The organism is Ornithinibacter aureus (assembly GCF_009858245.1).
Lineage (GTDB): Bacteria > Actinomycetota > Actinomycetes > Actinomycetales > Dermatophilaceae > Fodinibacter > Fodinibacter aureus.
In genome coordinates this window covers 3,234,425-3,255,280 of sequence record NZ_VMSB01000001.1, presented here as the reverse complement: position 1 = coordinate 3,255,280, position 20,856 = coordinate 3,234,425, and the positions used below count along the sequence as shown (strand labels likewise).

Sequence of the window (20,856 nt, the reverse complement as noted above, 5' to 3'; positions counted from 1 at the left end):
AAACTCGGTGGCCGAGGGGTGGCGGCGGCGCCTAGCGTGGGCGGGCGATGTCCCCTCACCCCTGGCCCTACGCGACCGCCCCCGACGCAGCCCCGCCGCTGGACGCCGACCGCCTCATCCTGTGGCTGGCCCGGCACCAGTGGCGCACACTCGTCGGCGGGGTGCTCTTCGGCGTGCCGTGGATGCTCTCGATCGCCTTGGTGCCGGCGGCCATCGGCAAGGCCGTCGACGACGGACTGGTCGCCCGCGACCCCCGCGCGCTCGTGACGTGGGCTGCGGCGATCATGGGTCTCGGGCTGGTGAGCGCGGTGACGACGAACGGTCGGCACTGGTTCGCCGTGCGCAACTGGCTGGTGTCGTCGTTTCGCACGGCGGTCGTGACCGAGCGCGCGGTGCGGCGGGCCGGGCCGGCCGTCACCCGGCAGATGCCGGCCGGCGAGGTCGTCACGAGCTTTGCGAGCGACTTCTGGCGCATGGGTGAGGTCTTCGACGTCACCGCCCGCCTGGCCGGCGCGATCGTCAGCTTCATCGTCGTCTCGGCGATCCTGCTGCGCGGCTCGGTGCTGCTGGGCGTCATCATGCTCGTCGGCGGTCCGCTGCTGCTGGCGTCACTCGCCCTCGTCGTGCGACCGCTGCACCGGCGCCAGCAGGCACAGCGGGAGGAGGCCGGGCAGCTCACGGCACTCGGCGCCGACACCGTCGCCGGGCTGCGCGTTCTGCGTGGCATCGGCGGCGAGGACACCTTCCTCGCCCGGTATGCGGCGCAGTCGGAGCGGGTGCGTCTCGCCGGGGTTCGCCTCTCGCCGGTGCAGGCGACGTTGGATGCCGCCCAGGTGCTGTTGCCGGGGATCTTCGTCGTCGTGGTCACCGGCATCGGCGCCCACCTGGCCGTCGCCGGGGAGATCACCCCCGGTCAGCTGGTGGCCTTCTACGGGTACACGGCGTTCCTCACGATGCCGCTGCGCACGGCGACGGAGTTCGTCGACAAGCTGACCCGCACCCGGGTGGCTGCGCGCCGGATCGTGAAGATCCTCACGATCGAGCCCGACCATGCACCGGCCGGGCGTACCTCCGGTGACCTATTGGTCGATGTCGGTACGCAGGCCGGGCGTACCTCCGGTGACCTATTGGTCGATGTCGGTACGCCGGAGGTGGACGTGATGGCGGACCTGGCCGACGCGGCATCCGGCGTCGTCGTCGCTCCCGGGCAGTTCACCGCCCTGGTGAGCGCCGACCCCGAGGACACCGCGCAGATCGCCCAGCGCCTCGGCCGGCTGCTGCCCGGGCGCCACGGCGTGCGTTGGGGCGACGTCGACCTCGACGACCTGCCGATCGAGCGGGTCCGCTCGCTGGTCGTCGTCTCCGGTGCCGACCCCCACCTGTTCAGCGGGCCGGTGCGCGACACCCTCGGCGGCGCCGACGACGCCGCGCGCGAGGTCGCGGTGCACGTCGCGAGCGCCTCGGATGCCGTCGACTCCCTCGACGGCGGCCTGGATGGCGAGCTCGAGGAGCGCGGCCGGGCGCTGTCCGGCGGGCAGCGCCAACGTCTCGCCCTGGCGCGGGCGGTGCTGCGTGACCCCGAGGTGCTCGTGCTCGTGGAACCGACCAGTGCCGTCGACGCCCACACCGAGGCCCGCATCGCCCAGCGACTTGCCGCGCACCGTGCTGGGCGGACCACCGTCGTCGTCACGGCGAGCCCGCTCCTGCTCGACACCGCGGATGCCGTGCTCTTCGTGCAGGGCGGCACGGTCACCGCCACCGGGCGCCACCGCGACCTCCTGCGCACCCACCCGGCCTACCGCGACGTCGTGCTGCGGGGTGAGGACTGATGTCACCGCTCCTCGGCCGCACCGACCACGCGGCGCGCACCCTGCCCATCGCGACGAATGCGACGGTGCGGGCCCACAGCAAGGAGCTCCTTCGCCACCACCTCGGTCCCCTGACCTGGGTGCTGCTCTGGCACGGCATCGCCGCCCTCGTGGCCCTGGTCGGCCCGTGGGTCGTCGGCCAGGTGGTGCAGGAGGTCACGACCGGGTCGCCGAGCCTGCGCCGGGTGGACGTCCTCATCGGGCTGCTCGTCGCCGCGATCCTCGCCCAGACGGTGCTCACCTGGGTGGCCAGACGCGCGTCGTTCGTGCTGTCCGAGCGCATCTTCGCCCGCCTGCGCGAGGACTTCATCACCTCGTCGGTGCGCCTGCCCCTGTCGACGGTCGAACGCGCCGGCACCGGCGACCTCGTGGCACGCACGACCAACGACATCGACTCGCTGGCGCACATCATCCGCTTCGGCATCCCGGCCATCGTCGTGGCGATGACGACCGTGACGGCCACTGGGGTCGCGGCCCTGCTCACCTCCCCGCTCGCGGCGCTCGCGCTGCTGACGGCGGCTGCCGTGCACGTGCCGACGTCACGGTGGTACCTGCGCCGCGCCGGCGACGGCTACCTGTGGGAGCACGCCTCCTACGCCCGGCTCAACGGGGTCGCGTCGGAGACGATCGAGGGTGCCGGCACGATGGACGCCCTCGACCTCCAGGGCGCCCGCGGCCGTCGCTTCCAGGAGGCGATGGACGAGTGCGGCGACGCCGAGGCCTACACGCTCGGACTGCGCCTGCGCTGGTTCCCGTGGCTGGAGATCGGCTTCTTCCTGCCCATCGCCACCTCGGTGCTCTGGGGTGGGTGGCTGGCCTGGGAGGGCCACATCTCCATCGCGGCGGCCACGGCCGTGACGCTCTACGTCCAGCAGCTGCTCGACCCGCTCGGCGAGCTCATCTCCTGGCTCGACGAGATCCAGTTCGCGGCGACCTCGCTGGCTCGCATCCTCGGGGTGGCCGAGGTGCCGCCCGACCGGGTCGCCTCCGGGGCCCAGCCCGTCGGGGAGCGGATGGAGGTCGACGACGTCCGCTACTCCTACCGCCAGGGCCGCGACGTGCTGCACGGTGTCTCGCTGCGCCTCGAACCCGGCGAGCGGCTGGCCATCGTCGGCCCGTCGGGTGCGGGCAAGTCGACCCTTGGGCGCCTGCTCGCCGGCATCGACGGGCCGCGCACGGGACGGGTCACCGGTGGTGGCGTCCCGCTGGTCGACCTCGAGCTGCCGGTGCTGCGCGGCGAGGTGGCCCTGGTGACCCAGGAGCACCACGTGTTCGTCGGCACCGTCGCCGAGAACCTGCGGCTGCCCCGCCCGGACGCCACGGATGAGGAGCTGCACGAGGCGCTGGCCGCGGTGGATGCCGCGGGGTGGGTCGCCGCTCTCCCCCACGGTCTGGACACCGTCGTCGGCTCCGGTGGGCACCCACTCACCGAGGCGCAGGGACAGCAGCTCGCGCTGGCACGGCTCGTGCTGGCCGACCCGCACACCCTCGTGCTCGACGAGGCGACGTCGCTGCTCGACCCGCGCGCGGCCCGCCACCTCGAGCGCTCGCTCGCGGCGGTGGTCGACGGTCGCACGGTCGTCGCCATCGCCCACCGGCTGCACACCGCGCACGACGCCGACCGGGTCGCCGTCGTCGAGGACGGCGTGATCAGCGAGCTCGGCTCACACGACGAGCTCATCGCACGGGACGGCTCCTACGCGGCCCTGTGGCGCTCCTGGCGCGACGAGGCCTGAGCGGGCCTGAGCAGGCGACAGCCCGGTCAGCGTGAGGTGAGCTCGAACTCGTTCGCTGCGCGCTCGGTCGAACCGTCGCCGTCCCCCGCGTCGGAGAACGCCCCGTCGACGGCCCGACGGCGGCGCACGACGAGCCACACCAGCGCTGCCGCGAGCGACACGACGACGGCAGTGCTCACCGGCGCGATCCACTGCTCGATGACTGCGTAGTTCTCACCGAGCTGGTAGCCGGCGGCGATGAACAGCGCGTTCCAGATCCCACTCCCCGCGGCGGTCAGCGCCGCGAACCGCGGCGCCGGCATCCGCTCGATCCCTGCGGGCACCGAGACCACCGACCGCACGAGCGGGATGAAACGCCCGAAGAACACGACCGCGCGGCCGTGCTTGGCGAAGAACCGGTGCCCGCGGTTGAGGTCGGCCGTGCTCAGCAGGAAGAACCAGCGGCGACGCGAGAGGTCGAGCAGCCGTTCGTAGCCGAGCGCCCGCCCCAGGCCGTAGAGGATGAACGCACCCACGACGCTGCCCACGGTCGCGGCCGCCCACGCGAGCACCGGGTCGAGCCGACCCGTCGCGGCCGCGTAACCGGCGAACGGCAGGATCACCTCGGAGGGGATCGGCGGCAGCACGGTCTCGAGCGCCAGCAGGGCCCCGACGCCCAGTTCGCCAACGGACTCGATGAGGTCGATGACGGGTTCGGTGACAGCCTGCATACGACACAAGGCTACGGAAATCCCCGACGCTCCTCCAAATCCCGACACGACACGACGTCGGATGCCGTCAGCGGCCCACCAGCCGGATCGTCACCTCGAGCGGGTCGTCGTCACCGACTCCCTCGGCCGTGCGGACCGCCTTCTTCACCGGGAGGACGTAGGCCCCCTGCTCGGTCGACGGGAACAGCGAGGTGAGCCAGGTCGTCGAGCCCACGGTGACCTCGACCCGCACCGACCCGAAGCCCCCGGTGGCATCCCCGACGACCTCGTCGACCTCGTCGCTGACGTCCTCGGGCACGGTGACGAACCGCCACGCGCCGCCCTTCCACTGCCACAGGCTCGTCGTGAAGGTCCAGCCGTCCGGGGGAGCGCTCATGCCCCCATGCTGGCCCGGCCCACTGACAGCCCCACCGGCACCGGCCCCGTCACCGGCACGCGCCGCGGGAACCCGGCCGGAACGGCCGGGTGAGCGGCAGCGATCGGTGCGAGCACGGCATACGGCTCGTCCTGCGCGGGCCGCGGGTCGGCGTCGCCGCGGTTCGGCCACAGCGACATCGCCCGCTCCGCCTGCGCGGTGATGGTGAGCGACGGGTTGACCCCGAGGTTCGCCGAGACTGCGGCCCCGTCGACGACCGAGATGCCGGGGTGCCCCCAGACGCGGTGGTAGCCGTCGACGACGCCGCGTTGTGGCGAGGAACCGATCGTCGCCCCGCCGAGGAAGTGCGCCGTCATGGGCACGTCGAACACCTCGAACCACGAACCCCCGGCAGCGGTGTACTCCCCCGTCGCCTCGGCCAGTCGCCCGGCAAGCGCCTGCATCGCCTCGTGCCCCTCGGGGATGTACGTCGGGTTCGGGGTGCCGTGGCCCTGCCGCGAGGTCAGGCCCGGCCGCCCGAACAGCCCGCGCCGGCCCGACACGGCGAGGGAGTTGTCCCTGCTCTGCATGACCAGCCCGATGACCATCCGCTCGCTCCACCGGCGCGCCATCGGCATCATCCGCAGGAAGCCCCACGGGTCGCGCCCGATCTGGCGTGCGAGCTCGAGCCAGCGCGGCCGTCCGGTGCCACCGGGCACGGCCACCGTCGCGAGCAGCCCCATCGCGTTCGAGCCCTTGCCGTAGCGGCAGTTCTCGACGTGGGTGTGCTCGTCGACGTGGAAGGACGACGTGATCGCCACGCCCCGGGTGAGGTCGACCTCGGCGGGTGGCACGCGCTGACTCATCGCCCCGAGCAGGGCCTCGGAGTTGGTGCGGGTGCGCTTGCCGAGGAAGGGCGAGAGCCGCGGCAGCTCACCGGCGTCGCGCATCGCGTGCAGCAGCGTCTGGGTGCCCCACGCCCCCGCGGCCACGACGACGTGCCGGGCCGTGACGACCTCGACGTCGCGCCCACCGACCGGCCCGGTGCGCTCGTGCAGCACCCGGTGCACCGCGGGCCGGCCACCCGCGGTCGACCCCGGCACCTCACCGAGGCGGGTGACCGTGCGCATCGCGCGGATCTCGACCCCGAGGTTCTCGGCCAGGGCCAAGTAGTTCTTGCGCAACGTGTTCTTGGCGCCCACCCGGCATCCGACCATGCAGTTGCCGCACTCGGTGCACCCCGTGCGCCGCGGCCCGGCGCCGCCGAAGTACGGGTCGTCGACGCTCTCGCCGGGGCGGCCGAAGTAGACCCCGACCGGGGTCTTGCGGAAGCTGCTCCCCACGCCGAGGTCGTCGGCGGTGCGCCGCATCACCTCCTCGACGACACCCTCGCAGGGGTTGGTGACCACCCCGAGCATGGCGCTCGCGGTCTCGTAGTGCGGGGCGAGCTCGGCCTGCCAGTCGGTGATGTCGCTCCACTGCTCGTCCTCGAAGAAAGGGCGCGGCGGCACGTAGAGCGTGTTGGCGTAGTTGAGCGAGCCACCGCCGACCCCGGCACCCGCGAGCACGACGACGTCGGGCAGGCGGTGGATGCGCTGGATGCCGTAGCAGCCCACCTGTGGCGCCCACAGGTAGCGGCGCACGTCCCACGACGTCTCGGGGAAGTCCTCGTCCTCGAAGCGCTGGCCGGCCTCGAGCACGAGCACGCGGTAGCCCTTCTCGGCCAGCCGCAGGGCCGACACTGCTCCGCCGAAGCCGGAGCCCACCACGACGACGTCGACGTCGACGTCCGCGTCGGGCGTCACGGCCGCGTCGGGCGTCACGGCATCCTCAACGACTTCATCACCTTCAGCGCGCCGGTCAGCGCGCGGGCGAACCCCTGGTCACTCATCCCGGCGAACGGGGCGATGCCGATGAGGTGCTGCGCCGAGACGTTCTGCGACTCGGTGTACTTCAGCAGGCCCTCGCGGCCGTGGCGGCGCCCGAGGCCCGAGGACTTCATGCCGCCCATCGGCGCACCGACGCTGCCCCACGCGGCGGCGTAGCCCTCGTTGACGTTCACGGTCCCGGCCTGGATGCCGGCCGCGATCGCGCGCCCGCGGCGCACGTCACAGGTCCACACCGACGCGTTGAGGCCGTACTCGGTGTCGTTGGCCAGGCGCACCGCTTCGTCGTCGGAGCGCACCCGGTAGAGCGAGACGACCGGGCCGAAGGTCTCCTCGTCGCGGCAGGCCATCGCGGCCGTGACCCCTTCGAGCACGGTCGGCTCGACGACGAGGGGGCCGATGTCGGGCCGCTCCTTGCCACCGGTGAGGACGCGGGCGCCCTTGGACACGGCATCCTCGACGTGCGAGAGCACCTTGGCCTTCTGGTCGGCACTGACCAGGCTGCCCATGTCGGCGCCCCAGTGCAGACCCGTCGACAGCCGCATCCGGGAGACCCGCTCGACGAAGCGGGGCACGAACTCGTCGTAGATGTCGGTGTGGACGACGAGCCGTTCGGCGCTGATGCACAGCTGGCCGGCCGAACCGAAGCAGGCCCGCACGGCCCCGTCGACGGCCCGGCGCAGGTTCGCGTCGGCCGCGACGTACATCGTGTTCTTGCCGCCGAGCTCCAGGGAGACCCCCACGAGGCGTCGCCCGGTCGCCTCGGCGACCCGGCGGCCGGTGGCGGTGGAGCCGGTGAAGCTGACGTAGTCGGTGTGGTCGACGACGGCCTGGCCCGTGGGGTCGCCGGGGCCGAGCACCACCTGGAGGACACCGTCGGGGAGCCCGGCCTGGGCCAACAGTTCGACCGCGGCGAGCGCGGTGAGCGAGCCCTGCGGGTCGGGGCGCAGCACGACGGCGTTGCCGGCGAGCAGCGCCGGGATGGCGTCGGAGACCGCGAGGCTGAGGGGGTAGTTCCACGGCGAGACGATGCCGACGACGCCCTTGGGCCGGTGGTGCTCCACGGCCTGGGTCAGCAGCGGGAACGCGCCCGGATGCCGGGTGTCGGCGAGCATGGCCGGCCCGCGGCGGGCGTAGTGGCGGGCCACGATCGCGCAGTCGGCAACCTCCTCGAAGGCGTGGCCGCGGGCCTTGCCCGACTCGAGCTGGACGAGGTCGAGCAGGTCGGGCTGGTGGTCGAGCACGAGGTCGTGCAGGCGCAGCAGGACGTCGGCGCGCTCGCTCAGGGCGGTGGCTGCCCAGCCGCGCTGGGCCGCTCTGGCGAGGCCGACCGCCTTCACGACGTCGCGCGCGCTCGACACGGGCAGCGTCGCCAGCGGGGCCCCGGTGAGCGGGGTGCTCGTGCGCATCTCCGGCTCGTCGCCCGAGGCGATGACACGGGCGGTGAGGGCTCGCACCCGTGCCGGGTCCACGGCATACGTGGCGGCGGGGTCGAGCTCCGGGTCAGCGATGACGTCGGCCATTACCGAAGAGTAGCCAACGGTTCGCCGAGTGAGGAGCCGTTCCCGGATCAGCCCCAGCGGCGTGACAACCCGTGGTCAGCGCGACGTGACTTCCTCGTGGGCTGCGTCGACGAGCCGGGTGGCCCACTCGATGAGCAATAGTCAAGACCTGTGGATCGGCGTGTCACGCGACTTGCTGATCACCTCCTGATTCGAGGCTCGTGTCTTCGGGTCGTTCGACGAGGATCCCTCGCTCGAAGGTGGCTCCGGCTCGCACGAGCGCGACGAGATGGGGCGCGTTGACCGCCCGCCACCGGGCCTGCGCGGCCTGGATCAGCTTGAACGCCATCGCGACCCCAGCAGCGCGCGAGCCAGGGCCCTTGGTGACCCGCTGACGCAGCCGCACGGTCGCGAACGTCGACTCGATCGGGTTCGTCGTGCGCAGGTGGACCCAGTGCTCGGCGGGGAAGTCGAAGAACGCCAGCAGCACGTCGAGGTCATCGATGATCTTCGCGGCCGCCTTGGGCCACTTGACCCCGTACTGCGCCGCGAACGCCCTCGCCGCCGCGGCGGCATGTTCACGGTCTTCGGCGTTCCAGATCTCCGCGAGGGCGGCCTTCGCGCCCGGCTGCGCCGACTTCGGGAGGCAGTTGAGGACGTTGGCGATCTTGTGGAACCAGCAGCGCTGCTCACGGGTGCCCGGGAACACCTGCCGCACCGCGGCCCAGAACCCCAACGCCCCATCGCCGACCGCGAGCACCGGTGCCCTCATCCCGCGCCGCTGGCACGAGCGCAGCAGGTCCGCCCACGACTCGGTGGACTCGCGGTGCCCGTCGTCCAGGGCGATGAGCTCCTTGGTGCCGTCAGCGCGCACCCCGATCATCACCAGCAGACACACCTTGTCCTGCTCGAGGCGGACCTTGAGGTGGATCCCGTCGACCCACACGTACACGTAGTCGACCTCAGCCAAGGAGCGTTGGTTGAACGCCCTGGCCTCGTCCTGCCAGGCCTTGGTCAACCTCGTGATCGTCGTCGGCGACAGCCCGTGGCCGGTGCCCAGGAACTGCGTCAACGCCGGCGCGAAATCCAAGCTCGACAGCCCGTGTAGGTACAACAGCGGCAACACCTCCGCCACCTGCGGGGACTTGCGCGCCCACGCCGGCAGGATCGCCGAGGAGAACCGGACCCGCTGCCCGCTGACCTCATCGACCCGCCTGTCGTTGACCCGCGGCGCCCGCACCGGCACCGCCCCAGCAGCGGTGGTCACCTCCCGCGGCTCGTGGAACCCGTTACGGACCACCAACCGCCGACCGGCCTCATCACGCTCGTGCGCGTGGGCCTCGATGTACGCGGCAACCTCGGCCTGCAACGCCACCGCGAGCAGCTGCCGGGCACCATCACGCACGACCTGGTCGAGCAACGACCCGCCACACCCGGTGCCCTTCTCGTGCGACTCGTTCTCCTCGTGGACTACCTTGAGCATGGGCGTACCTTCCCGAGCCGGCGCGCCAACGCCGACCCTGATCAGACTTGCATGGGCTTCAGATCTTGCTCGGGAGGTACGCCCTCTTCACGACACCTCGCCGAGGCCCATCCACAGGTTCTGATCATTGCTCCCACTCGATCGCCTTCCCCGCATCCGTGGCCGACACCGAGACGGCTTGGTACTGCGATGTGGTCTTGAGTCTGAGCAATCGGCTGAGGACCCTGAGCAATCGACTGAGGACCCTGAGCAATCGACTGAGGACCCTGAGCAATCGACTGAGGACCGGAGCCAGGGCCCTCCCCGCGGGGCCTGATGATCGGAGCTCGGCCACGGCAGCAGTGTGGTCGTCTGCCTTGTTGGTGCGGCCGACCACGCTCAGGCAGATCGCGTCCTTGGCGTTCACTCCGGCGATGACGGCGGCAGATGTCGCGGATCCAACAATCCCGGATCGCGGCTGACTGAAGCAGCGTCGAGGAACTCGCGAGCCTTGCGCAGGTGCGTTCGCGCGGCGTCACGGGACGTCATGCGGAGGCCTGTGCCGCGGTGAGGATCGACCGGAGGTCGCGGCCACCCAGGTGGATGGCGTCAGCACGCAGTTCCCTGACCAGCCGGCCACCGTCCGTCGCAGCGTCGACAACCTCAGCCTCCGTCAGCTCCAGGATCTCGCAGCGATTGCCTGACCAGTCGAACACGCGCTGCGCCAACTGGTCGATCTGCCCCACCCAGATCGCCGCGTCGCGCTCCCCCTGCAGCCCTGATACGAGCACGATGTCCACGTCACTGCGCGGCCCGGCCTCGCCACGCGCTCCGGAACCAAACAGGCTCGCCGAGACCGGCGGGATCGGCCACGCAGCCACGTCGTGCCGAATGCGCTCCAGAAGCGTCTCGCGCTGTCGGCTCAGCGCCATGATGCCCTCAGCAGCGACGTGGTCACGGTTCAGGCGATACAGATACGCGGGCGGATGCCGTGCGCGCAGGACGATGCCCGTATCGACGAGGGCACCAAGGACATCGTTGACGCGGCGCTGGCTGGCTGCTCCCTGAGTGAGCGCCGCGACCTCGCGGCCGGACAGCGGCTGGTCGGTTCGGGCCAGCACAGCGAGCACCACGCCGTGCACGCCGGGGATGACGGACGTCATCGGGCTGGACAGGTTCATCGACTCACTACCTCAATGAGCAGAACATCACTCACATGAGTGAAATACTGCTCACTAGCGCCCGTCGCGACCTCAGCCCCCGAGCATCCCGGTCATCTGCGCGATCTCGGCCTGCTGAGCGGTAATGACCTGCTCGGCCAGGGCGCGCACGGCCGGGTCCGAGCCCTTCGCGATGACGTCCTTGGCCATGGTGACCGCCCCCTCGTGGTGGTCGATCATCATCTCCATCCACCGGCGGTCGAACGAGTCGCCCGTGAGGGCGGCGAGGTCGGCCATGGCCTCGTCCGACTGCATCCCGGCCATCCCGCCGTGCGAGGCGTGGTCACCCATCGCCGCGACGTCGGTGCCCCACCCCTTGAGCCATCCCTGCATCTGGGTGATCTCGGGCTGCTGGGCGTCCTTGATCTCCGTCGCCAGCGCCAGCAGGTCGGCGTTCGTCGTGCGCGTCGGGACCAGGTCGGCCATCTCCACAGCCTGCTCGTGGTGCGGGATCATCATGACCGCGAACATCCCGTCTGCGGCGTTGAACGTCGCCCCCGCCGTCGAGGATGCCGTCGGGCTGGCCGCCGCACCCGTCTCATGGCCGCTGTGGTCACCACCGCACCCGGCGAGCGCCAGTCCGGCGGCGAGCGCGAGAACGGTGGCGGCCTTGCTGCAGCGCGTCTTCAACCTCACGGTCAGCTGCGCTGGTAGGGCGCGACGACGACCTCGACCCGCTGGAACTCTTTGAGGTCCAGGTAGCCGGTGGTGGCCATGGCGCGGCGCAATGCACCCACGAGGTTGGTGGTGCCGTCGGCGGTGCGGCTCGGGCCGAAGAGGACCTCGTCGAGCCCGCCGACTGCTCCCACCTCCACACGCTCACCGCGGGGCAGCTCGGCGTGGTGCGCCTCAGGGCCCCAGTGGAACCCGCGGCCGGGAGACTCGGTGGCGCGCGCCAGCGCGGCGCCGAGCATCACGGCATCCGCGCCACAGGCCACGGCCTTGACGAGGTCGCCGCTCGTGCCGACCCCGCCGTCGGCGATCACGTGAACGTAGCGACCGCCCGACTCGTCGAGGTAGTCGCGGCGGGCCGCGGCGACGTCGGCGATCGCCGATGCCATCGGGGCGTGGATGCCGAGCGTTCGCCGCGTGGTGTGCGCTGCGCCGCCGCCGAAGCCGACGAGCACGCCGGCGGCACCGGTGCGCATGAGGTGGATGGCGGCGGAGTAGGTCGCCGCTCCCCCGACGATGACCGGCACGTCGAGCTCGTAGATGAACCGCTTGAGGTTCAGCGGCTCCGCGCGCCCTGACACGTGCTCGGCCGAGACGGTGGTGCCCCGGATGACGAACAGGTCGACCCCGGCATCCACGACGGTCTTCCACAGCTGCTGCGTGCGCTGGGGGGTGAGCGCTCCGGCAACCGTCACCCCGGCATCCCGGATCTCGCGCAACCGCGTCGTCACGAGGTCGGGGTCGATGTCGGCGCGGTAGATCTCCTGCATGCGCGTCGTCGCCACGGTCGGGTCGAGGGTGGCGATCTCGGCGAGGAGTGGCTCGGGGTCCTCGTAGCGGGTCCACAGGCCCTCGAGGTCGAGCACCGGCAGGCCGCCGAGGCGCCCGAACGCGATTGCGGTCGCGGGTGACGTCACCGAGTCCATCGGCGCGGCGAGCACCGGGATGTCGAAGTGGTAGGCGTCGATCTGCCAGCCGACCGAGACCTCCTCGGGGTCGCGCGTGCGCCGCGAGGGCACGATGGCGATGTCGTCGAAGGAATAGGCCCGGCGACCGCGTTTGCCACGGCCGATCTCGATCTCGGTCACCGCGCCAGCCTACCGAGACGGATGCCGCGCGCCCGCCACGGCGTCGCACTCGCGTCGCGACGGGGGTTGGGCTCACGTGGTCACGGTCGTGGCGCACCGCACGGGAACAAGCAGGCGACCCCCGGTGTTTGCACACCTCGGCCTTGGCCCACATCGTCCATCACCCTCTCGGACCTGGAGCACACGTGTCATCACCCAGCGCGCCCGCCGCGCCCCCAGCCCACCCCGGGTACCCCGACAAGATCGACGGTGCCGTCCTGAAGGTGGCCGGTGTCGTCGTCCTCGGCGCCATCATGTCGATCCTCGACATCACCGTCGTCAACGTCGCCCTGCCGACCTTCCAAGCCGACTTCGCCACCGGTGGCGAGCCGCTGCCCTACTCCACCGTCGCGTGGACGGTCACGGCCTACACCCTGGCCCTGGCGACGGTCATCCCGCTCACCGGCTGGGCTGCCGACCGGTTCGGCACCAAGCGCCTCTACATGACGGCGCTGCTGCTGTTCACCGCCGGCTCGGTGCTGTGCGCCGTGGCGTCGTCGATCGAGGCGCTCATCGCCTTCCGCGTGATCCAGGGCCTCGGCGGCGGCATGCTCATGCCGCTCGGCATGACGATCATGACCAAGGCGGCCGGCCCGGCCCGGATGGGTCGCCTCATGGCGATCCTCGGCGTGCCGATGCTGCTCGGCCCGATCTTCGGCCCCATCCTCGGTGGCTGGCTCATCGAGAACTACTCGTGGCACTGGATCTTCCTCATCAACCTGCCGATCGGCGCCGCTGCCCTGGTCTACGCGTGGCGTGTGCTGCCCTCGGACCGCCCGGAGCCCTCGGAGTCCTTCGACTGGGTCGGCATGGCGCTGATGTCCCCCGGTCTCGCGCTCTTCCTCTACGGCATCTCCTCGATCCCCGGTGAGGGCACCTTCTTCTCGAGCAAGGTCATCATCCCCGGCACCCTGGGTCTGCTCATGGTCGCGGGCTTCGTGGTCTGGAGCTTCCGCCCGGCCCACCCGCTGCTCGACCTGCGGCTGTTCAAGAACCGCAACCTCACGGTCTCGACGATCACGATGTTCCTCTTCGCGGCGGCGTTCTTCGGCGGCCTGCTCCTGGTGCCGACCTACTTCCAGCAGGTGCGCGGCGAGAGCGCCCTGTCGGCCGGGTGGCTGATGGCCGTTCAGGGTCTCGGCGCGATGATCACGATGCCGATCGCCGGCTCCCTGGTCGACAGGCTGCCCGTCGGGCGGATCGTGCCGTTCGGGCTCGCGGCGATCGTCGGCGGCATGTTCGCCCTCACCCAGGTCACCGCGACGACGAGCTACTGGTACATCCTGCCCGTGCTGTTCGTCATGGGTCTGGGCATGGGCGGCACGATGATGCCGCTCATGACCTCGGCGCTGAAGACGCTCACGTCGCACGAGGTCGCCCGCGGCTCGACGCTGCTCAACATCAGCCAGCAGATCGCCTCGTCGATCGGTGTCGCGATCATGTCGGTCGTGCTCACCAACGGGCTGAACAACGACCCGCTGCTCAAGGCCTCCCGGGCCTTCGGCGAGGCGAGCGCCGGGGTCACCGACCAGGCCCAGCTGGGCACCATCGCCGCGCGCTTCCCCGAGGTCGCGGCCCTGTTGGCCCGCGGCCAGGAGGCCCTCGTGGCCGCGGTCAACGAGGCCATGGCCAGCGCGTTCGCCACGACCTTCTGGGTCGCGGCCATCCTGCTGTCGCTGACGCTCATCCCGGCGTGGTTCCTGCCGCGCAAGCGCGAGGTCTCGCACCTGCTCGACGACGCGGACGCCGAGCAGGTCGCCCCGCCGATCGTCCTGCACTGAGCACCCCCCTCCCCCTCCCCGACTTCGTGCGACTTCCGTGCGGTCCAGCGCCCGATCCGGGCCAAAATCCGCACCGAAGTCGCACGAAGTCGGAACTGATCGGATGCCGGCCGCCCACCTCGGGCGGCCGGCATCCGGCATATTGGGGCAGGTGCAGCCCGGACCGGACGACGCCATCACCGACATCGGCGGCGTGCTCGTCGGCCACTGCACCCGTGACGAGCCGGGCTGGCTGACCGGCGTCACGGTCGTGGTCGCTCCCCCGGGCACGGTCGGCGGGGTCGCGGTGCGCGGCGGCGGGCCGGGGACCCGCGAGACCGACCTGCTCGACCCCCGAAACCTCGTGGACGCCGTGGATGCCGTGGTGCTCGCCGGCGGGAGCGCCTTCGGGCTCGCTGCGGCGGACGGTGTCGCGGCCGGGCTCTACGCCGCGGGGCGCGGCTGGCCGGTGGGGCCAGGCGACCACGAGCGGGTGCCGATCGTGCCCGCGGCGATCCTGTTCGACCTCGGGCGCGGTGGCGGCTGGCTGAACCACCCGGGGCCTGCCGACGGGGCGGCAGCCTTCGCCGCAGCCGGTGCGGGCCCGGTCCAGCAGGGCTCGGTGGGGGCGGGTACCGGCGCGCGAACGGGAGGTCTGCGCGGGGGCGTGGGCACGGCATCCGCCATCCTGCCCTCGGGAGTGACGGTTGGCGCGCTCGTCGTCGTCAACGCCGTCGGCGAACCGTTCGGACACGACGCTCGGATGCTGGCCGCCCACCTCGCTGCGGATCTCGACCTGCCGACGCCGGATGCCGGGCTGGTCGCCGCGTACCGGAAGGCTCGCGCCGCTGCGGTCGAGGCGCTGCGTGCCGGCACGGCGACCACCCTGGCTGTGGTCGCGACCGACGCGACGCTCACCAAGGCGGCGTGCAGCACGCTGGCCGGCGTCGCCCATGACGGGTTCGCGCGGGCGCTGTCACCGGTGCACACGGCATTCGACGGCGACACCGTGTTCGCCCTGGCCACCGGAGCCCGGCCGGGGGTCGCCGGGCTCGACGAGGTGGACCTGCAGACCGCCGCGGCCGACTGCGTGGCCAGGGCGATCATGCGCGCAGTGCTGGCCGCGACGTCGGCGGATCGCACGGCCGACGGCGGGCTGGCCCTTGCGTCCTATCGCGACGCCCTCATCGCCCACTGACCAGCCGTACCCACGTCGACCAATAGGTCACTGCAGGTACGCCACCAGCCGAGCAGAGCCGTACCCACATCGACCAATAGGTCGATCTCGGTACACCGCCGACCAAGAAGGGGCGTACCTCCGATGACCTATTGGTCGATTTCGGTACAGCCGGGGTCAGGCGAAGGTCAGCCCATGGAGTAGTTCGGCGCCTCGACGATGCCGGTGATGTCGTGCGGGTGCGACTCGCGCAGCCCAGCCGGCGTGATCCGGATGAAGCGGCCGCGCGCCTTCAGCTCAGGCACGGTTCGCGCCCCGACGTAGAACATCGACTGGTGCAACCCGCCGATGAGCTGGTGGGCAACCGCCCCGACGGGCCCGCGGTAGGCCACCTGGCCCTCGATGCCCTCGGGGACGATCTTGTCGTCAGAGGTGACGTCGGCCTGGAAGTAGCGGTCCTTGGAGTACGACTTCTTGCCCCGTGACGACATCGCGCCGAGCGAACCCATACCCCGGTAGGCCTTGAACTGCTTGCCGTTGATGAAGACGAGCTCGCCCGGGCTCTCCTCGCAGCCGGCGAGCAGCGAGCCGACCATGACGGTGTCGGCGCCGGCCACCAGGGCCTTGGCGATGTCGCCGGAGTACTGCAGGCCCCCGTCCCCGATGAGCGGCACGCCGGCAGGGCCACAGGCGAGCGACGCCTGGTAGATGGCGGTGACCTGCGGGACGCCGACACCCGCGACGACGCGCGTGGTGCAGATCGACCCCGGGCCCACCCCCACCTTGACGGCATCGGCACCGGCGTCGATGAGCGCCTGGGCACCAGCCCGGGTCGCGACGTTGCCGCCGATCACCTGCACGTGGCGGGTCGCCGGGTCACGCTTGACCCGCTCGATCATCTCGAGCAGCAGACGCGCGTGACCGTGGGCGGTGTCGACGACGAGGACGTCCACCCCGGCATCCACGAGGGTCGTGGCGCGCTGCCAGGCCTCCCCGAAGTAGCCGACCGCAGCACCGACGAGCAGGCGCCCGTCGGCGTCCTTGCTGGCGTTCGGAAACTGCTCGGACTTCACGAAGTCCTTGACGGTGATGAGCCCCTGGAGGCGCCCCTGGTCGTCGATGATCGGAAGGCGCTCGCGCTTGTGCTGGCGCAGCAGGAGGGTGGCCTCGTCGTGGCTGATGCCGACGTGGCCGGTGATGAGCGGCATCGGCGTCATGACGTCACGCACGATGGTCTCGGCCCACTCCGCGACCGGGGTGAAGCGCAGGTCGCGGTTGGTGACGATGCCGAGCAGGCGCTGGGACTCGTCGATGACGGGCAGCCCCGAGACGCGGTAGCGGCCGCAGATCTCGTCGAGCTCCTCGAGGGTCGCGTCGGGGCCGATGGTGACCGGGTTGGAGATCATGCCGGTCTGGGTGCGCTTGACGAGGTCGACCTGGTAGGCCTGGTCCTCGATGGAGAGGTTGCGGTGCAGCACCCCGAGGCCGCCGTGGCGGGCCATCGCGATGGCCATGCGGGCCTCGGTCACGGTGTCCATCGCGGCAGAGACGAGCGGGACGCGGAGGGAGATCTCGCGCGTCAGGCGGGCCGTGGTGTCGACCTCGCTCGGGATGACGTCGGTCTCGCCCGGCTGGAGCAGGACGTCGTCATAGGTGAGGCCGAGTTCGGCGAAGGGTGAGTGCGGCGCGGCGCTGGGCAGGTCGCTGCCCCGGCTGCTGCTGTCGCGGTCGTGGGTGGTGCCGATCTCGTCGAGTCCGAGGCTCATCACCCGATTCTACGTGCTGATCCGCAGGGCCCCTGCCGTGCTTCGCAACGTCCGGCAGGGTGGTCGCGCGAGCGACCACCCTGCCGGACGTTGCGGGCGGTGTCAGCGGCTGCGGGGCGGCAGGTCCCACTCGTCGTCGCTCGTGCGCAGCACGGCCAGGGCGACGATCGCGTACCCGAGCGTGGTCGCGCCCCACCCGAGGACGACGTCGAGCATCCGGTTCGGCACGATGACGGCCGAGACCACGTGGATCGGCTGCGCCACGGCGATGAGGGCGCCCACCCACCAGGCGACGACGCGGGCCCGGACCACCGCGATGGCGACGAGCACCATGCCGACGAGGTGGCCCACGACGAAGGCGATGGCCCCGGTCAGCATGGCCGGGGCGTCCATGAGCAGGGCGGCGTCCGCCGCGACGGACGCCTGGTCGTCACCGCGGGCGAGCAGGGTGGCGACGAGGATGTCGGGGGCCCCGACCGCGCTGCCGAGCGAGTAGGCGCCGAAGAGGACGGCTGCGCCCCACGTGGCGATCACCGGGGCCCGGCGCCTCGCGACGTAGCCCATGGCCAGGGCGCTGAGCATGAGGAACGGCGTGACGAGCACGGCGATCCAGTTCATCGCCGCCGCCCGCCCGGGAGAGGCGGCCATACCCGCGACCATCTCGGCCGTCGAGTCGTTCGTCCAGTACGGCATGACGGCCCGGATCAGGGTCACGCCGAGCGGGCCCAGGATCAGGGATGCCGCGGCGAGGCGTCGCCAGGTCCGCCGCAGGTCGCGGGGGGCGGCATCCGAGGTGGTCGGCACGGATGTCGACGTCGCGTCGTCGATGGGTGGGGTGTGGTGCTCGATGGCGCTCATGGCTGATGTGCTCCTGAGGTGGGGTGTGGTGTCGTCCCACGGTCGCGCCGAGAGCACCCCCTCGTCGTCCGAGGAGCCACGGCACCTCACCTGTGTGGTGGTGGGTGCGTGCTGGCACGGATGACGTGGCTCTCGTCCGCGGCCTAGCCTGAGTCATGACCTGGCCACGGCGCGTGACGTACGGCCTCTGGGCCGTCTCCGCGGCACTGCTCGTGCTGGCGTTCATCGCCGTTCGTGACAAGGGCGACCCGGCCGGCGCGTGGGTCGTCGGCGGGGTGGTCCTCTGCTCGGCGATCCCGTTCACCGCCGGTCACCTCGTGACACGTCACGATCCGTCGAACTTGGTGGGGCCCTGGCTGACCGCAGCAGGGGCCAACATCATCCTGCAGATGGCCCACGGCACCTGGGCCGAGGCGCTGGCCGAGCCGCCGAGCGGCCTCGTGGCCAGCGCCGAGCTCCTGAACCTCACCCAGGGCATCTGGATGGGCTGGTTCCTCCCCTTCGCGATGGTGCTGCTCCTGTTCCCCGACGGCCGCCCGGCCGACACCTGGGGGCGGCGCACCGCCATCGCCCTGCCCGCCCTCGTCGTCGCGTTCAACCTGCTGCTCGCGATCGCCCCCGGGCCCCTGACACCTCCCCTGCCCGACTGGCCCCGACCGTTCGGCACGCACTGGATCGGCTACGCCTGCATCCCCGTGCTCATCGCGTTCTACGCCGCTCTGGTCGCCGCGGCCCTGTCGACCCGGCGGCGGTACCGGGCAGCGGACACCGACCTCGAGCGTTCGCGACTGCGCTGGATGTTCCTCTCCTGCCTGAGCGTCCCGGCCACGATCCTGTTGTGCTGGGCCGGCTACCTGCTCACCGGCACCCCGATCATCGCCCTCGGCGGCCTCGTCGCGATGAACGTCGCCATCCCGACCGCCACGCTCATCGCCATGCTGCGGCACGACCTCTACGACGTCGACAAGGCGCTCGTGGCCACGGCCGCGTACTCGACACTCGCCTTCGGGGTGGTGGCGTCGTATGCCGTGCTGTCGGCAGTGATCGGACGCGCCCTCGGCGGTGACTCGGCAACCGCTGCCGTGATCTCGACGGTCATCGTCATGATCGCGCTCCTCCCGGCCCGGTCCGTGCTGTTGCGGGTGCTCGGCCGCCGCCTGCACCCGCGGCGCGAGCGAGGCGTCGAGGCGGTCCGTTCGCTCGTGACGGCCGTGCACGCGGGCGACGACCAGCCCGAGCGGCTCGAGCAGGTGCTGCGCGACGGGCTGCGCGACCCCGGGCTGCGGGTCGGGTACCAGCGGCCGGGCAGCACGACCTTCGTCGACGTCGACCAGAGCCCCGTTCCGGTACAGGGCAGCACCCCGATCACGTTGGCGGGCAACGTCGTCGGGGTGATCCGCCCCGGGGACGGGGGTGCCGGCATCCCCGACGAGGTCGCGCGTGAGGCCGGCCTGCTGACCGAGTCGGTGCGCCTTCGTGGAGAGCTCTCCGAGGCCCTGGCCGCGGTCGAGGCCAGCCGTCGGCGCCTGCTCAGCGCCGGGTACGAGGAGCGCCGCCGGCTCGAGATGGACCTGCACGACGGCGCCCAGCAGCGGCTGGTCTCCCTCGGCATGCGCCTACGGGTGGCCCAGCACCGGGCAGCCGGAGGTGACGGCCCGGACCTCGACGCCCTGGTCGACGGGGCGGTCGACGAGTTGTCCCTCGCCGTGGCCGAGCTGCGCCAGATCGCCCACGGGCTGCGCCCGAGCTGTCTCGACGACGGGTTGGCTCCGGCCCTGGAGAGCCTGACCCGCTCCAGCGCCCTGCCCCTCGAGGTCACCTACTCGGCCGACGACCTGCCCGACCACGTGAGCCTCACCGCCTACTACGTCGCGAGCGAAGGCGTCGCCAACGCCGTCAAGCACGCTGCGGCATCCCGGGTCGCCGTCGACGTGCGGCAGGAGGAGTCCGTCGTCCACGTCGCCGTGCGCGACGACGGGCGCGGTGGCGCCCGCCTCACGCCCGGTTCCGGGCTCGCCATGCTGAGCGACCGCGTGAACGCCCTGGGCGGTCGGCTGACCGTGTCCTCCGAGCCGCGTGGCGGCACCTCGCTCGAGGCGGTCATCCCGTGCGCATCGTGATCGGCGAGGACTCGGCGCTCTTTCGTGCCGGGCTGAGGTCGCTGCTCACCGAGGTCGGCCACGACGTCGTCGCCGACGCCCCCGACGCCCCGAGTGCGCTGGCCGCCGTGCTCGAGCACGGCCCCGACGTCGCGATCCTCGACGTCCGGATGCCGCCCGACCACGCCGACGACGGCGCCCGGGTCGCGGCACGGGTTCGGTTGGAGCGACCGGAGATCGGGGTGCTGCTGCTCTCCCAGCACGTGGAGTCGCGGCTGTCGGTCGACCTGGTGGCCGGCGGCCACTTCGGCTACCTGCTCAAGGACCGGGTCCTCGACGTCACCCAGTTCCTCGACGCCCTCGACCGGGTCGCCCACGGTGGGTCGGCGCTCGACCCCGAGGTGGTGGCTCGGCTCATGGTCGGCGGCAGCCCGGGGCTGGGCTCGCTCACCCCGCGCGAACACGAGGTACTGGCCCTGATGGCCGAGGGGTTGACCAACGCGGGGATCGCCGCCCGCGTGGTCATCGCCGAGCGCACGGTCGAGACCCACGTCGCTCGCATCCTCGGCAAGCTGGGCCTGGCCGAGGCGACCGCTCAGGACCACCGCAGGGTGCTCGCGGTGCTGCGATACCTCGAGGCGCACCGACCTGGTTGAGT

At 71.7% G+C, this 20,856-nt stretch carries 16 protein-coding genes; 6 read left to right on the top strand and 10 right to left on the bottom strand.

Annotated elements, in window-relative coordinates:
* Window positions 1-47: 47 nt before the first annotated feature.
* Both C8E84_RS15575 and C8E84_RS15570 read left to right on the top strand, forming a co-directional pair.
* Entirely contained in the window at window positions 48-1,829 is a 1,782-nt protein-coding gene (locus C8E84_RS15575; protein WP_159903559.1) for an ABC transporter ATP-binding protein, read from the top strand.
* Window positions 1,829-3,604: an ABC transporter ATP-binding protein gene (locus tag C8E84_RS15570; protein WP_159903557.1), complete on the top strand. Its 1,776-nt coding sequence runs from the start codon at window positions 1,829-1,831 to the stop codon at window positions 3,602-3,604. The genes C8E84_RS15575 and C8E84_RS15570 overlap by 1 nt, the downstream gene beginning before the upstream one ends.
* Before the next feature lie 26 nt (window positions 3,605-3,630).
* Here C8E84_RS15570 and C8E84_RS15565 read toward each other — a convergent pair whose 3' ends face one another.
* The 8 genes from C8E84_RS15565 to C8E84_RS15530 all read right to left on the bottom strand — a co-directional run bounded on the left by C8E84_RS15565 (window position 3,631) and on the right by C8E84_RS15530 (window position 12,499).
* A complete protein-coding gene (locus tag C8E84_RS15565) occupies window positions 3,631-4,314 on the bottom strand; it encodes a DedA family protein (protein WP_159903555.1) in 684 nt (227 codons plus the stop codon).
* Window positions 4,315-4,381: 67 nt separating this feature from the next.
* Window positions 4,382-4,690 (bottom strand): DUF1905 domain-containing protein, encoded by a 309-nt coding sequence (locus C8E84_RS15560; RefSeq protein WP_159903553.1) that lies wholly within the window; start codon window positions 4,688-4,690, stop codon window positions 4,382-4,384.
* Window positions 4,687-6,492: a GMC family oxidoreductase gene (locus C8E84_RS15555; protein ID WP_246196978.1), complete on the bottom strand. Its 1,806-nt coding sequence runs from the start codon at window positions 6,490-6,492 to the stop codon at window positions 4,687-4,689. The genes C8E84_RS15560 and C8E84_RS15555 overlap by 4 nt, the downstream gene beginning before the upstream one ends.
* Entirely contained in the window at window positions 6,489-8,078 is a 1,590-nt protein-coding gene (locus C8E84_RS15550; RefSeq protein ID WP_159903551.1) for a succinic semialdehyde dehydrogenase, read from the bottom strand. Before C8E84_RS15550 ends, C8E84_RS15555 begins: the two co-directional genes overlap by 4 nt.
* A gap of 163 nt (window positions 8,079-8,241) precedes the next feature.
* Complete coding sequence (locus C8E84_RS15545) at window positions 8,242-9,540, bottom strand: IS256 family transposase (protein ID WP_159901161.1); 1,299 nt, start codon at window positions 9,538-9,540, stop codon at window positions 8,242-8,244.
* A 524-nt stretch (window positions 9,541-10,064) separates the two neighbouring features.
* Window positions 10,065-10,700: a nucleotidyltransferase domain-containing protein gene (locus C8E84_RS15540; protein WP_159903549.1), complete on the bottom strand. Its 636-nt coding sequence runs from the start codon at window positions 10,698-10,700 to the stop codon at window positions 10,065-10,067.
* Window positions 10,701-10,772: 72 nt separating this feature from the next.
* Window positions 10,773-11,375 (bottom strand): DUF305 domain-containing protein, encoded by a 603-nt coding sequence (locus tag C8E84_RS15535; RefSeq protein WP_246196977.1) that lies wholly within the window; start codon window positions 11,373-11,375, stop codon window positions 10,773-10,775.
* Window positions 11,376-11,377: 2 nt separating this feature from the next.
* A complete protein-coding gene (locus C8E84_RS15530) occupies window positions 11,378-12,499 on the bottom strand; it encodes a GuaB3 family IMP dehydrogenase-related protein (RefSeq protein WP_159903547.1) in 1,122 nt (373 codons plus the stop codon).
* A gap of 185 nt (window positions 12,500-12,684) precedes the next feature.
* On the opposite strand from C8E84_RS15530, the gene C8E84_RS15525 reads away from it, so the two are divergent.
* Window positions 12,685-14,319 (top strand): DHA2 family efflux MFS transporter permease subunit, encoded by a 1,635-nt coding sequence (locus C8E84_RS15525; protein ID WP_159903545.1) that lies wholly within the window; start codon window positions 12,685-12,687, stop codon window positions 14,317-14,319.
* Window positions 14,320-14,422: 103 nt separating this feature from the next.
* The gene (locus C8E84_RS15520; protein ID WP_159903543.1) at window positions 14,423-15,496 is read left to right on the top strand and encodes a P1 family peptidase; all 1,074 of its coding nucleotides are present in this window, start codon (window positions 14,423-14,425) and stop codon (window positions 15,494-15,496) included.
* Window positions 15,497-15,663: 167 nt separating this feature from the next.
* On the opposite strand, the gene guaB is transcribed toward C8E84_RS15520, so the two are convergent.
* Window positions 15,664-17,241, bottom strand: a complete 1,578-nt coding sequence (guaB, locus tag C8E84_RS15515; protein ID WP_246196976.1) for an IMP dehydrogenase — start codon at window positions 17,239-17,241, stop codon at window positions 15,664-15,666.
* Between the two features lie 102 nt (window positions 17,242-17,343).
* Window positions 17,344-18,099, bottom strand: a complete 756-nt coding sequence (locus C8E84_RS15510; protein WP_159903541.1) for a hypothetical protein — start codon at window positions 18,097-18,099, stop codon at window positions 17,344-17,346.
* Window positions 18,100-18,254: 155 nt separating this feature from the next.
* Here C8E84_RS15510 and C8E84_RS15505 point away from each other — a divergent pair, with 155 nt between their 5' ends.
* The gene (locus tag C8E84_RS15505; protein ID WP_159903539.1) at window positions 18,255-20,219 is read left to right on the top strand and encodes a sensor histidine kinase; all 1,965 of its coding nucleotides are present in this window, start codon (window positions 18,255-18,257) and stop codon (window positions 20,217-20,219) included.
* On the top strand, window positions 20,207-20,854 hold the full coding sequence (locus tag C8E84_RS15500) for a response regulator transcription factor (protein WP_159903537.1): 648 nt from the start codon (window positions 20,207-20,209) through the stop codon (window positions 20,852-20,854). The genes C8E84_RS15505 and C8E84_RS15500 overlap by 13 nt, the downstream gene beginning before the upstream one ends.
* Window positions 20,855-20,856: the final 2 nt, after the last annotated feature.

Excerpts from the sequence above, each read along its gene's own strand:
- C8E84_RS15575 (WP_159903559.1), top strand. The coding sequence starts at position 48 with ATGTCCCCTCACCCCTGGCCCTACGCGACCGCCCCCGACGCAGCCCCG.
- C8E84_RS15570 (WP_159903557.1), top strand. The coding sequence starts at position 1,829 with ATGTCACCGCTCCTCGGCCGCACCGACCACGCGGCGCGCACCCTGCCC.
- C8E84_RS15565 (WP_159903555.1), bottom strand. The coding sequence starts at position 4,314 with ATGCAGGCTGTCACCGAACCCGTCATCGACCTCATCGAGTCCGTTGGC.
- C8E84_RS15560 (WP_159903553.1), bottom strand. The coding sequence starts at position 4,690 with ATGAGCGCTCCCCCGGACGGCTGGACCTTCACGACGAGCCTGTGGCAG.
- C8E84_RS15550 (WP_159903551.1), bottom strand. The coding sequence starts at position 8,078 with ATGGCCGACGTCATCGCTGACCCGGAGCTCGACCCCGCCGCCACGTAT.
- C8E84_RS15545 (WP_159901161.1), bottom strand. The coding sequence starts at position 9,540 with ATGCTCAAGGTAGTCCACGAGGAGAACGAGTCGCACGAGAAGGGCACC.
- C8E84_RS15540 (WP_159903549.1), bottom strand. The coding sequence starts at position 10,700 with ATGAACCTGTCCAGCCCGATGACGTCCGTCATCCCCGGCGTGCACGGC.
- C8E84_RS15520 (WP_159903543.1), top strand. The coding sequence starts at position 14,423 with ATGCCGGCCGCCCACCTCGGGCGGCCGGCATCCGGCATATTGGGGCAG.
- guaB (WP_246196976.1), bottom strand. The coding sequence starts at position 17,241 with ATGAGCCTCGGACTCGACGAGATCGGCACCACCCACGACCGCGACAGC.
- C8E84_RS15510 (WP_159903541.1), bottom strand. The coding sequence starts at position 18,099 with ATGAGCGCCATCGAGCACCACACCCCACCCATCGACGACGCGACGTCG.
- C8E84_RS15505 (WP_159903539.1), top strand. The coding sequence starts at position 18,255 with ATGACCTGGCCACGGCGCGTGACGTACGGCCTCTGGGCCGTCTCCGCG.